Source organism: Clostridium niameyense, assembly GCF_001243045.1.
Taxonomy (GTDB): Bacteria; Bacillota; Clostridia; order Clostridiales; family Clostridiaceae; genus Clostridium_F; species Clostridium_F niameyense.
Window position 1 is genome coordinate 534,233 of the sequence record NZ_LN849007.1, and the last position, 13,406, is coordinate 547,638.

Below are 13,406 nucleotides of genomic sequence, written 5' to 3' on the forward strand. Positions count from 1 at the left end.
TTTTTAATTAAATTAATATGTTTGTTATAAATTAAAGACTTTATATATGTATACGAATATAATGAAGTATATACAAAAATATAAAAAGAGATTTTCATTTTTTATTTTGGGGGTAGAATATTTTGAATAATTACTATAATCGTACATGGATAGATGTAGTTAAATCCCTACATAGTAATGCTTATTGTGGTTTAACAGAAGATCAAGTTTTAATGCACAGAAAAAAATATGGAGATAACAATATAAATATACCAAAGAGAAGAAGTATTTTATATTTTATATTTAATGAATTAAAACAGTTTTGGGTTTTATCTATTATATTAAGCTCAATTTTATTTTTTATTTTAAAAGATTTTGTTTATTTATCCATTGGTGTATTTATTTTAATTATAGATATAGTAATAATGGTATACCTACAAAATAAGGAACAAAAAAATATAAAAACTTTAGAAAATTTGAATATAACCTCATCAAGGGTTTTAAGGGGAAGTTTAAGTAAAAATATAAATTCAACAGAGCTAGTAGTAGGGGATATTGTAAGAATAAGGCCTGGAGATATTGTACCAGCAGATATAAGAATAATAGAAAGTGAAAGAATTAGAGTTAATGAAGGAGTAGTTACTGGAGAAGACTATATAGTAGATAAGTATGCTACTAAAATAGAGGATAAAGAAATAACTACATCAGAAATGAAGAATATACTTTTTAAATCTTCAAAGGTAGTATCTGGTGAAGGTATAGGAATAGTTATAGCTACAGGAGATAATACTGAAATTTCTAATATAATAAGTAAATTTTCAGAAGAAGAAGAAGAAAAAGTTTCTTTGAAAATGAGAATAGAGAGAATAGCTAATGTATTTTCGTTAGCAATGTTTTGTATATTATCAATAATTTTTATTGTTAATTATCTTGAAAATAAAAGTATAAATGATATTCTATCTATAATAGCTGTATTAATGATTTCCTATATACCCTTAACAAACATTATAATAATATTATTGTCTAAGAATATTGTGCTAAAAAAGCTAAGACAAGAAGGTCAAATATTTAGAAATGTATCGTCTATGGAAAAGTTTTCTAAAACTAATATAATCTTTTTTAATAAATTAGGATCTGTATCAGAAAACTCTATGATGGTAAATAAAATATACACAAATGGTAATTTTGTTCCTTTGAATGAAGAAACTTTAAAAATAGAGGACGAGTTCAGAGAAGATTTAAATGTAGAAAGAATTTTAGAAATAGGTACTTTATGTAATGATACGGACTTTAGAATAGGTGAAGGAATTACAAATCCTAAGAATGATTTAATAGAGATTGGTCTAATACAGTTAGCTATAAAAAATAATATAAATAAAAATACTTTAGAAGATGAGTATAATAGAATATTAAAAATACCTTATGATAGAGACAAAAGAATAATGACGTGTATTAATAAAGTAGAGAATAATTATAGAGCTAACATAAAGGGTGATTTAGATAGTTTATTAAATAAATGTACTCGTATAATGAAAAATGGTATAGAAGTGGAAATAACAGAAGAAGATATACAACAAATAAAAATGGCAGATATGGATATGTCTAAAAATAGTTTATTTTCTATAGCGTTTGGATATAGAAGTTTTAATTACGAGCCAAGTCCAAAAGAAAATATAGAAAGTAACGTAGTATTCGTAGGAATAATAGGTTTTCAAAATCCATTAAGAGAAGATTTAGAGCAGACATTTATGTTATCTAGGTATCTTTGTGTGTCACCTATAATGATAACAGAGGATAATAAATTTACTGCTTATCATATAGGTAAAAAGATGGGATTTATAAGAGATATAAATCAAGTTACATCTGGTGTAGAAATTGATAATATGAAAGAAGAAGAGTTTTCTGATATGGTAGAAAAAATAAAAGTTTTTTCTAGAATAAATTATAAAAATAAAACTAAAATAGCTGAAGAATATAAGGAAAAGGGATATGTTACAGTAATGGAAGCTTCAAATTCTACAGATATTTCGGTTTTAAAGGTAGCAGATGTAGGCGTTACAGATGATGATAATAATTTATTAAAGAAATTTTCAGATATAGTATTAAAAAATAAAAGCTTAAAACAGTTATTATTATGTCTTTCAGATTGCAGGAGAATAATGGAAGTATTTAAAAACATAATTTTATATGTTATGATAGCCATGTTATCTACATTTTTATTTTCAACTATTATGTGTTCATATAGTAATATTTATAATTTTAGGCATGAAATATTGTGGATAAATTCTATTACTATACTTATTTCTTCTTTAGCTATGATAATTCAGTATAAAGATGAAGAGTATGATATGACAGATTATTATATAAATAAAAATATATTTATGGAGAATAAGACACAAATAATGATTACAAGTATTTTAATAAGTGCTTTTTCATTTTTAAATTTTAAGATTGTTTCAAGTTATTCTATAAATATTAACACTGCCATAGTATTTTCCTTTTTAATACTTAATTTTTTAATAGATACATTAATTTTAGGGTTTGCAAGTGGAAATATATTTAAAAACAAAGCATCTAATATTTTAATGATAATAAATATGATATTACCAGTAATTTTAAACATAATATTATATTATGATTTAACTATAAAGATATTTAATCTTATGTACTTAAAGTTTTTAGGAATTACTGCTGTCATTTGGATTTTAATACTTTTATTCTATAAAAAAGAAAAGAACGGAGCATTGTTATAAATAATAAAATTAAACCATTTTTATAACTGATTAAAGTGTATATATACTGGTTAGAATAATGTTATGGAGGTGGGCTAAAACTATGGATAATATTTTTGAAACAGTGGTTAAAGGAAGTAATATAGTATTTTTAAATGTACCTTATGAGGAATATTTTGCAAATTACCATAAATTGGATGGGAAATCAGCTGAATATATAATAGAAAATTATTTTAAAAATAAGGGAAAAAATTGTAGTGCAAAAATTTTAGATATTGAATGTGATGATGAAATTAATAAGATAAAGATAGCCACAGAGGTTAAGCAAAAAAATATAAGTGATAATAAAAAACACTATAATTCATTCAATTAGGGGAATAACATGGAAAGACCATTAGTTTATTTTGCTGTTTCAATTTTTATATCTTGCATTTCCACCTTGATATTTTTAAATAAAGCATTTTTAGGTGCAGTATTAGCTGCATCTTTTTTAATATTAATTTTTTTTACTCTAAACTATAAAGAGTTTATTGTAGTATTACTATTTTTTATCTTAGGTTGTTTTAGTTTTATAAATTATTTTAATGTGGATATAAATAAAGAAATTACTGTTAGGATTTTAAGAAAAGATAAGTTTTATTGTATAGCTGATTATAAGGGAAGAAATTTATCAGTTTTAGGAAATTTAAATAAAGTGGAAGAGGGAGACAAAGTAAGAATTAAAGGTGATTTTAAAAAGAAAGATATATATAGATTAGGTTCTATAGGAAGCTTTAAAGTTAAGAAACATTGCAGAGAAAAAAGAGATTTTATATACAAAATATATAATTTAAAAAAAATAGCTTATATTAAATTTAAACAATATTTAGGAGAAGAAAAAGCTGCTACTGTAATGTCCTTATGTTTTGGAGAAACTAAATATATGTCTAATAGTGAAAAAGATACATTAAAAAAGCTAGGGGTAGTACATGTAATAAGTGTGTCTGGTTTTCATATGGCTTTAATTTATAATGTTATAGAGAAGATAATAAAGTTTCCATTTTCTATACCAGTTGCCCTTTTATATGTAGTATTTACTGGAATGAAAGCATCATCTATAAGAGCGTTTATTATGATATTAATATTAAAATCTTCTAAAAAGTTTTTTAGAAAATATGATAGTTTATCAGCCCTTAGCTTAGCTTGTATTATAATTTTACTAAAAAAACCTTATTACATATTAGATATAGGATTTATGTTATCATTTTTATGTACTTTAGGAATTATATTAAACAACAAAAAAATGTCTAGATATTTATATAAATTACCTAGGAAATTAAATGAATCTTTAAGTTTAACATTAAGTGCTCAGATATATTCTTTCCCATATATATGTTTTACCTTGAAAAATTTTGGACTAGGTTTTATAATAGGAAATTTAATATTAGTACCTTTATATGCACCAGTAGTTTTATTAGGAAATCTAGCCTTATTTTTAATTAAAGTTCCTGTTATATTTCCAATTATAAATAAAATAATATATACTATTTTAACAATTATAAGAGGAGGTCAATTAATATTAGATAATTTAACTCCTTCAATTATGGGTGTATCCTATATACATGGTATACTTTTTAGTATAATATATATTAGTTATTTACTATATAATCATGGCTATAAAAAAATAAAATATTTACCTATATATTTTTTCTTTTTTTTAATGTTTTTAAATTATAATATTTATCCTAAACTTTATTATATAAGAGGAAATGGATATGAAGTATCGATTATAAAATACAAATTTGAAACTACTATGATTTGTAGTTATAATATAAATTCAGCTAAAGATATATTAAAAATAAAAGAAGAAGTAAAACCTAAAAAAATAATAACTAATCCTTCCATAAGTAAAAAACTAAATTTAGATAATAATTTTCAATTTTATATAAATCCTTATTTAAAAGAAGAATGCAGAAAATATAATTTAATTTTAAGCTATAAAAGAAAGATATATGTTTTTTCTCAGGATAAGCATAGTTTACCGAATATTAAAAATAAGTACACTATGATAAATTTAAATAACAAGAATGGATTAAGTAAAGAAAAAAATGCTTCTTTTATGATATTTTTAGGAAAGGTATATAGTTTTAATTATTAGTATAGAGGGTGAGAGGCTTGATAGATTTATTAGAATTAAAAACCTATATAAATGAGAATCCAAATGAAAATTGTTACATATTTACGGGATATGATGAACAAATTATAAAAGATAGTATAAAAAAAATAACAAATAATATTGTAAATGAAAATTTTAAAGAATTAAATTATATTACTTTTGATGGTAATTCTTTAGAAGAATTTGATGATATTTTTAATGCTTGTGAAACAGTACCTTTTATGAGCGAAAAAAAGGTAATAGTTATATATAGAGCGTCCTTTTTAGAAGATGATAAAAATGATTATAAATCTAAAAATTTATATAATAAAATGGAAAAGTATATAGAAAAAATGCCAGATTATTGTACCTTAATTATGTACTCCGTATTAAATAACAAAAGAGATAAAATAAGTAGTAGAATAAAAAAATTAGATAAAAAATCTTGTGTAGTACAGGTAGATAAACTAAAAGGAAATAATTTAGAGAAAATAATAGAAAAGCTTTTTATAAATAAGGGCAAAAAAATAGACAAAGTATGTTTAAAGGTTTTTGCACAGAATATGAAGGAAGAAAATTTAAGTATAATAGAAAATGAAGTACAGAAAATTTGTGATTATACTTTAGGAAAAGATATAGAAAAAAAAGATATAAATGAAATGTATCAAAATATTAGTGATGAAGATATATTTGATTTAATGAACTTTATTTCTCAAAGAAAGACTAGGGAAGCTATAGAAGTATTCAATGAATTATTGTTTAAAGGACATAAAGTCAATCATATACTAGCTATGATAGAAAAACAATTTAGAAATTTGTATTTAGTTAAAGCAGGTATAGATAATAATAAGACAAAGGATGAATTATCAAGAGAATTAAAAATTCATCCTTATGGATGTAGTATACTAATAAGTCAAAGCAAAAAATTTACGTTAAAACAAATAGAAAAAGCCATAGGGATGAGTTTAGAAGTGGACAAAAAAATAAAAACTACTTCTGTAAATCCAAATACAGAAGTAGAACTTTTAATTATTAACTCTATATCTTATTAAAATAAATAACCCGTGTTAACGGGTTTATTTATTTAAGCGTTTAATGCATTTAATTTTGCAGCTAATCTAGATTTTGTTCTAGCAGCTTTGTTTTTGTGTAAAATTCCTTTTGTAACTGACATATCTAAAGCTCTAGCAGCTTTTTCATAAGCAACTTTTGCTTCATCATAATTTTTTCCTTCAACAGATGTTAAAAAGTTCTTTATTATAGTTTTTAAAGATGATTTTAACATTTTGTTTCTAAGAGTTTTAGTTTCTATAACTTTTATTCTTTTCTTAGCTGATTTTATGTTTGCCATTTTTTCACCCCCTTGTATTTTTGGGTTCCGCAGCTTTTGGGGAAAATTTGCGTATGTAAATTAAATTTCAACACATGATATTATAACATTAAATCAGGTATACTTCAAGGGGATTTTAAATAACTTTATAAATGGAATAATGAAAATTATTAAGGGAAAAATAATATCAAATTTGCCTTTATTATATATTATAGTAAAAAATAAATTAATATAAAGAAGGGATGAAAAAAATGTTTAATGTAAGAACAGATTTAGCTATAGAATCAAAGGAACTTTATGAGAAAAAGAATAAAAGTTCAATATCTGGAGTAGAGGTTAAAAATACAGAATGTAATGATATAAAGATAACAGAAGTAAAAATATTAAATGAACAGGGAGAAAGATCTATGGGGAAACCTAAAGGTACATATACAACCTTAGATATTCCTGATTTTACGCATTATGATAGTGATACTATGGATGAAGTTAGTGAGGCTTTAGCAAAAACTTTAAGCAGTATTATAAATATAAATAAAGATATGACAGCTTTAGTAGTAGGACTTGGAAACTGGAATATAACAGCAGATGCACTAGGGCCCAAAGCAGTATCTAAAATTATGATAACAAGACACTTAAAAGAATTAATCCCAGATCAAATTGATGAAAATGTAAGACCAGTATGTGGAATATCACCAGGGGTATTGGGGATAACTGGAATAGAAACCGGGGAAATAATAAAGAGTTTAGTAGAAAAAATAAGACCTAATTTAGTAATATGCATAGATGCATTGGCTTCAAGAAAAACTGAGAGAGTAAATAATACTATACAAATAGGAACTAGTGGAATATCGCCAGGATCAGGAATTGGTAATAAAAGAATGGAACTTAGTGAAAAAACATTAGGTATACCTGTTATAGCAATAGGAGTGCCTACAGTAGTAGATGCAGCTACTCTTGCTAATGATACTATAGATATGGTGGTTTCTGATATGATAAACCAGTCGAAAGAGGGAGGCGAATTTTATAAACTATTAAAGTCTTTACAAGAGGAAGAAAAGTTGAGAATGATACAAGAAGTTTTAGATCCTAGATTAGGAAATTTAGTAGTTACCCCTAAAGAAGAAGATGCAGTGATAGATTCTATGTCAAAAATAATAGCTAATGGCATAAATATAGCTCTTCAACCAGCTTTAACATTAGAGGATATAAATAGATATTTAAATTAAAGGTAATAAATAAAAACCCCCCTGCATATAATTTTATATAATTACAAGAGGGGGATTTAAGAATGGATTACAAAAAGATAAAACCTAAAGTAAATAAGAAATTTAATTCTATATTGCTTTTCTTATTTATGATAATTATATTTTTTATGGTAGCATTACCGTGCGTAGTAAAAGCTAAGGAAAAAATAAATTTAAACAGAAGAAACATGTTTTATGTTCAAGTATTAAATTATGCTATGCCTACGGTTAAAGTCACTTCATTTAATGAAGAAGATATGGCAGAGAATAATTTTAGTTGTAAAAATATGTTACTTCAAATGCTAGGGGTAAATATAAATAATCCTATGTCTTTATTAGAAAAGGAAATACCAGTATTTTCTCAAAGTTCATCTAAAGATTTGGCTTATAATAAACAAGAGGCTCCGTGTGATTCTTTTAAACTAGAGGATAAAGAAATTTCAAAATATGATAAAGAAGTTAAAGATAATTTAAATATGCCTAATAAAGTAGTTAATGTTCAAGAACCTAAATTAAAAAAGAAATTAGATCCTAAAAAACCAGAAGTTTTTATATATCATACTCATACTACAGAAAGTTATAGACCAGGGGAACCTACTAACTTTGATACAGATAAAAATGTTTGTGCAGTAGGAGATGAACTTGCAAAAGAACTTTCAAATAATTATGGTATAAATACATTGCACGATAAAACAGTACATGATGCTCAGGCTTATACTCAAAGTTATGCTAGATCATCTGTGACTTTAGACAAATATTTGAAGCAATATGGGGACTTTAAATTAGTTATAGATTTACACAGGGATTCTGTAGATAATAAAAAAGCTGTTACTATTAAAATGAATGGAGAAAATGTAGCTAAATTTATGATGGTAATGGCTAGAAAGAATCCTCATTTTAATAAAAATATGCAAATGGCTAATAATATTATGAAAAATTCAGATAGGTTATTCCCTGGATTTTGTAAAGGCGTATTTTATTACAACTATGGCACTAGATATTTTAATCAAAATAAAAGTAATAATGCATTACTTATAGAAGTTGGTGCAGATTGTAATACTACTTTAGAAGCTAAAGGTTCAGCTAAATACTTGGCAAGGATCATAGCAGAATGTTTAAATAAAAATTAATTGAATAAAATTAACAAAAAAGTACATCCTTATAATAAGAGATTAGAAAGGGTGTACTTTTTTATGGAGATATTAAAAAGGAAAAGAAGATTTAAGATAAAGTGGAATAAATACAAAACAATTATTTTATTATGTTTTTTATTGTCTTTAGTAGGTTTTTTATGTATTGAAAATAGGATGCCCCAATTTATAAAGAATAGATCTAAGTTTTCTATATATTTTTCTATATCTCCATTCGATTTAAGATTTAAAACGGAAAATTACACATTATATTTTAATGATAAGGTATTAAATAATTTACAAAATAGAAGTTATAAAGTATTTAACAACGCAAAAGATTTTTCAAAAAATATTAATCCAAATAAAATAAAAATAAATACGGGATTTAATATAGGCAACAAATTAAATTTAAATGATAAACTAAAAGGTGTAGAGAATGTATTTTTACAAATTAAGTACAAAATAGAAGATGCTTTTTTTAGTGGTAGAGTAAAATAATATTTATATTATAGAACTTATAAAATGTAAAAGCGTATTAAGTTGACATAGTACAGGATGTTTATGATATAATTTACAGTGATTAATTAGCATTTTATTAAAACATATGCAAGTATACATTCTTATTTTGGGGGTAAATATATAATGCAAAGTGAAAGACAAAAACATATAAGAAACTTTTCAATAGTCGCACATATAGATCATGGAAAGTCTACTTTAGCAGATAGATTAATAGAAAAAACTGGTACATTAACAAAAAGAGAAATGGATACTCAAGTACTAGATAATATGGACTTAGAAAGAGAAAGAGGAATAACTATAAAGTCTCAGGCAGTAAGATTAATATATAAAAGAGAAGATGGAAAAGAGTATATATTAAATTTAATTGATACTCCTGGGCATGTAGATTTTAACTATGAGGTTTCAAGAAGTTTAGCAGCTTGTGAAAGTGCTATATTAGTAGTGGATGCAACTCAGGGTATACAAGCTCAAACACTTGCAAACTGTTATTTAGCTTTAGATAATGATTTAGAAATAGTTCCTGTTATAAATAAGATAGATTTACCAAGCGCTAGGCCAGATGAAATAAAACAAGAGATAGAAGATATAATAGGTATAGATGCAGAAGATGCCCCATTGGTATCTGCAAAAACAGGATTAAACATAGAAGATGTATTAGAAGCTATAGTAGAAAAAGTGCCAGCACCAGAAGGTGACGAAGATGGACCTCTTAAAGCTTTAATATTTGATTCTTATTATGATAGTTATAAAGGTGTAGTATGCCATGTAAGAGTTAAAGAGGGTACTATAAAAAAAGGCATGGAAGTAAAACTTATGAATACAGGTAAGATTTATGAAGTAGTAGAAGCAGGTGTCTTTGTTCCAAATTACATGCCTGTAAAAGAACTTAAAGCAGGAGAAGTTGGTTATATAACAGCTTCTATAAAAAATGTTAGAGATGCAAGAGTAGGTGATACCATAACTGGAGCGGAAATATCAGCTAAGGAGCCATTACCAGGATACAGACCTGCTGTTCCAATGGTGTTTAGTGGAATATATCCAGTAGATGGAGCTAAATATGGAGAATTAAAAGAGGCTTTAGAAAAATTACAAGTAAATGATGCAGCTCTATCTTTTGAACCAGAAACATCTATAGCATTAGGATTTGGATTTAGATGTGGTTTCTTAGGATTACTTCATATGGATGTAATACAAGAAAGATTAGAAAGAGAATTCAACTTAGATATTATAACTACAGCACCATCAGTTATATATAAAATAACTAAAACAGATGGAACGTTGATAGAACTTACAAATCCTACAAATATGCCAAGTCCATCTGAAATAAAAACTATGGAAGAACCTATAGTTAAAGCATCTATAATTACTCCATCAGATTATGTAGGAGCAGTTATGGAACTTGCTCAAAATAGAAGAGGAATTTTTAGGGATATGCAATATCTAGATACTACTAGAGTATCTTTAAACTATGAAATACCTTTAAATGAAATAATATATGATTTCTTTGATGCATTAAAATCTAGAACAAGGGGATATGCTTCCTTTGATTATGAACTTTATGGATATAAAGAAGCAGACCTTGTTAAGTTAGATATTTTATTAAACGGAGATATAGTGGATGCTTTATCTATGATAGTCCCTAGGGAGAGATCTTATGCAAAGGGAAGAGGTATAGCTCAAAAGTTAAAAGAAATTATACCAAGACAATTATTTGAGATTCCAATACAAGCTGCAGTTGGGGCTAAAATAATAGCAAGAGAAACAGTAAAAGCTATGAGGAAAGACGTACTTGCCAAATGTTATGGGGGAGATATATCAAGAAAAAGAAAGCTCCTTGAAAAGCAAAAAGAAGGTAAGAAGAGAATGAGGCAAGTAGGTTCTGTTGAAGTACCACAAGAAGCATTTATGGCAGTGCTTAAAACAGATGAATAATCTATATTTTAAAATATAGGAGTGATATATTTGAATATAAGGGATGAAAATAAAAAGATTTCCTTGTACATTCATATACCGTTTTGTAAACAAAAATGTTTGTATTGTGATTTTACATCTTATACTTGTAAGGAACAATTAATGATAGATTATATTAAATCTCTATCTAAAGAAATTTCTATAGTAACTGATAAAAAAATTATAAAGACTATATTTATAGGTGGGGGAACTCCCACCTATTTGTCATTAGAGGCTTTAAATTTATTAAAAGAAAGTTTGGATAAGGTACAAAAAACTAAAGATGTAGAATTTACGGTGGAGGGAAATCCAGGAACATTCACAGAGGAAAAGTTAAAAACTTTAAGGTCTATGGGAGTTAATCGATTAAGTATAGGACTTCAATGTTTTCAAAATTCAATGCTTAAAATGTTAGGAAGAATTCACACTGTAGAAGAATTTAAAGAAAGTTTTAAAATGGCAAGAAAATTAGGTTTTAATAATATAAATATAGATTTAATGTTTGGACTTCCAAACCAAAAATTAGATCAGTGGAAGGAAACCTTGGAAAGTGTTGTAAAGTTATCTCCAGAACATTTATCTTGTTATAGTCTTATTATAGAAGAGGGTACTCCTTTCTATGAAATGTATAAAAAAGATATCCTTAGTATGCCGGGAGAAGATGAAGAAAGAGAAATGTATGATTACTGTATAAGTTTTTTAAGAGAAAATGGTTTTTTTCAGTATGAAATTTCAAATTTTGCTAAACCTAATAATGAGTGTAAACATAATTTAGTTTATTGGAATTTAGAAGAATATTTGGCTTGTGGAGTATCTGCCCATTCATATATAAAAGGGAAAAGAATAAGAAATACAAATAATATAGAAGAATATATAAAAAGTATAAAAGAAAATATATTGCCACAAGCAGAAGTACATATAAATACACAAAAAGAAGAAATAGAAGAATTTATATTTATGGGACTTAGAAAATCGGAGGGGATTTCCATAACTAAATTTAGAAAAAGATTTAAGCAAGATATATTTTCAATTTATAAAAATCCAATACAGAAATATTTAAAATCAAATTTATTAGTTATAAAAGGAGATAATTTATATTTATCAAAGGATGCTATAAGTGTGTCTAATACTATATTATGTGATTTTGTGTTAGACTAATTTTAGAAAGATACAGATATCTAGAGAAAAAATGAGATTTTAAATAGTTAATTTAAAATTTTAGAATCTATCTGTTTTAAAAAAAGAATAATGTGAAATAGTTAGGTTGACAAATTATTTATACAATGTTAGATTTTAATCATAGTAATTAGCACTCGGCGATAATGAGTGCTAATAAAAGAGGTGGCAATAGAAAATGGATGAAAGAAAAATAAAGATACTTCATGCAATAATAAACGATTATATAAATACTGGAGAGCCAATAGGATCAAGAACTATTGCCAAAAAATATGACTTGGGAGTAAGTTCTGCTACCATAAGAAATGAAATGGCAGATCTTGAAGATATGGGGTATCTTGAGCAGATTCATAGTTCATCAGGAAGAAGGCCATCTGACAGAGGGTATAGATTGTATGTAGATAAACTTATGACATTATGTAGATTATCAGAATATGATGAGAAGTTAATTAAAGATAGTCTTATAAATTCTGAATTATATGAAGTAGATAAGTTAATAAGGCAATCTATAAGTTTGTTATCAGAACTTACTAATTTAACTTGCTTAGTGAGAACTCCTTCTATGGAAAGAAGCAATTTAAAATCATTACAAATAGTAAAAGTAGATGAGAATCACTTGCTTTTAGTAATTATAACTGATAGTGGAGTTATAAGAAATAATATATTGAGGATAAAAAATAACTTAGATAATGATGGTATTTTAAAATTAAATAATATATTAAATTCTAGACTAAGAGGGCTTAATTTACGTCAAATAAATACAGAATTAATATATGAATTAAAAAATACTTTATTAGGTTATGATGTTATATTTAATTCAATTATACTTTCAGTTTATGATATGCTTACAGAAATAGAAGGCGAAAAAATATATATGGAAGGTGCTACTAATATATTTAATTATGTAGAATATAATGATGTTTCTAGAGCTAAAGAATTTTTATCTATGTTAGATGATAAAAGCAAGTTAGATATGTTGTTAAATGTAGATTCAGGAATGTCTGTTAAAATAGGTGCAGAGAATTTTATAGAAGATGCAAGAAACTGTAGTGTAATTTCTGCAGTTTATAGTATAGGAAGAAAACCAATAGGAACTATTGGTGTTATTGGACCTACTAGAATACCTTATGGTAAGGTAATATCAACGGTAGCCACTATAGTAAAAGAAATAAATTTAAACTTAACTAAGGATAAAAATATAGATATTTAATT

At 25.5% G+C, this 13,406-nt stretch carries 11 protein-coding genes; 10 read left to right on the forward strand and 1 reads right to left on the reverse strand.

The window, feature by feature from the left end:
* Positions 1-122: 122 nt before the first annotated feature.
* The 4 genes from BN1711_RS03540 to holA all read left to right on the forward strand — a co-directional run bounded on the left by BN1711_RS03540 (position 123) and on the right by holA (position 5,897).
* Positions 123-2,732, forward strand: a complete 2,610-nt coding sequence (locus tag BN1711_RS03540) for a P-type ATPase actuator domain-containing protein (RefSeq protein WP_050606808.1) — start codon at positions 123-125, stop codon at positions 2,730-2,732.
* 82 nt (positions 2,733-2,814) lie between these two features.
* Positions 2,815-3,084: a hypothetical protein gene (locus BN1711_RS03545; protein WP_050606809.1), complete on the forward strand. Its 270-nt coding sequence runs from the start codon at positions 2,815-2,817 to the stop codon at positions 3,082-3,084.
* 9 nt (positions 3,085-3,093) lie between these two features.
* On the forward strand, positions 3,094-4,848 hold the full coding sequence (locus tag BN1711_RS03550) for a ComEC/Rec2 family competence protein (RefSeq protein ID WP_050606810.1): 1,755 nt from the start codon (positions 3,094-3,096) through the stop codon (positions 4,846-4,848).
* A 17-nt stretch (positions 4,849-4,865) separates the two neighbouring features.
* A complete protein-coding gene (gene holA, locus BN1711_RS03555; RefSeq protein ID WP_050606811.1) occupies positions 4,866-5,897 on the forward strand; it encodes a DNA polymerase III subunit delta in 1,032 nt (343 codons plus the stop codon).
* A gap of 32 nt (positions 5,898-5,929) precedes the next feature.
* Here the strand turns inward: holA and rpsT are convergent, their stop codons facing one another.
* The gene (gene rpsT / locus BN1711_RS03560; RefSeq protein WP_050606812.1) at positions 5,930-6,196 is read right to left on the reverse strand and encodes a 30S ribosomal protein S20; all 267 of its coding nucleotides are present in this window, start codon (positions 6,194-6,196) and stop codon (positions 5,930-5,932) included.
* 230 nt (positions 6,197-6,426) lie between these two features.
* Between rpsT and gpr the strand changes: the two genes are divergently transcribed.
* The 6 genes from gpr (at position 6,427) to hrcA (ending at position 13,404) form a co-directional block, all read left to right on the forward strand.
* The gene (gene gpr, locus BN1711_RS03565) at positions 6,427-7,401 is read left to right on the forward strand and encodes a GPR endopeptidase (RefSeq protein ID WP_050606813.1); all 975 of its coding nucleotides are present in this window, start codon (positions 6,427-6,429) and stop codon (positions 7,399-7,401) included.
* Positions 7,402-7,463: 62 nt separating this feature from the next.
* Positions 7,464-8,549 carry a stage II sporulation protein P gene (locus tag BN1711_RS03570; protein ID WP_050606814.1) on the forward strand — a complete coding sequence of 362 codons (1,086 nt, stop codon included), beginning with the start codon at positions 7,464-7,466 and terminating at the stop codon, positions 8,547-8,549.
* Positions 8,550-8,612: 63 nt separating this feature from the next.
* A complete protein-coding gene (locus BN1711_RS03575) occupies positions 8,613-9,047 on the forward strand; it encodes a hypothetical protein (protein WP_050606815.1) in 435 nt (144 codons plus the stop codon).
* Between the two features lie 144 nt (positions 9,048-9,191).
* Positions 9,192-11,000 carry a translation elongation factor 4 gene (gene lepA / locus BN1711_RS03580; protein ID WP_050606816.1) on the forward strand — a complete coding sequence of 603 codons (1,809 nt, stop codon included), beginning with the start codon at positions 9,192-9,194 and terminating at the stop codon, positions 10,998-11,000.
* Between the two features lie 30 nt (positions 11,001-11,030).
* Positions 11,031-12,176 (forward strand): radical SAM family heme chaperone HemW, encoded by a 1,146-nt coding sequence (gene hemW / locus BN1711_RS03585; protein WP_050606817.1) that lies wholly within the window; start codon positions 11,031-11,033, stop codon positions 12,174-12,176.
* A 196-nt stretch (positions 12,177-12,372) separates the two neighbouring features.
* The gene (gene hrcA, locus BN1711_RS03590) at positions 12,373-13,404 is read left to right on the forward strand and encodes a heat-inducible transcriptional repressor HrcA (RefSeq protein ID WP_050606818.1); all 1,032 of its coding nucleotides are present in this window, start codon (positions 12,373-12,375) and stop codon (positions 13,402-13,404) included.
* Positions 13,405-13,406: the final 2 nt, after the last annotated feature.

Coding starts and splice junctions, on each gene's coding strand:
- hrcA (WP_050606818.1), top strand. CDS start 12,373: ATGGATGAAAGAAAAATAAAGATACTTCATGCAATAATAAACGATTAT.
- BN1711_RS03570 (WP_050606814.1), top strand. CDS start 7,464: ATGGATTACAAAAAGATAAAACCTAAAGTAAATAAGAAATTTAATTCT.
- BN1711_RS03575 (WP_050606815.1), top strand. CDS start 8,613: ATGGAGATATTAAAAAGGAAAAGAAGATTTAAGATAAAGTGGAATAAA.
- BN1711_RS03545 (WP_050606809.1), top strand. CDS start 2,815: ATGGATAATATTTTTGAAACAGTGGTTAAAGGAAGTAATATAGTATTT.
- rpsT (WP_050606812.1), bottom strand. CDS start 6,196: ATGGCAAACATAAAATCAGCTAAGAAAAGAATAAAAGTTATAGAAACT.
- BN1711_RS03550 (WP_050606810.1), top strand. CDS start 3,094: ATGGAAAGACCATTAGTTTATTTTGCTGTTTCAATTTTTATATCTTGC.
- gpr (WP_050606813.1), top strand. CDS start 6,427: ATGTTTAATGTAAGAACAGATTTAGCTATAGAATCAAAGGAACTTTAT.
- lepA (WP_050606816.1), top strand. CDS start 9,192: ATGCAAAGTGAAAGACAAAAACATATAAGAAACTTTTCAATAGTCGCA.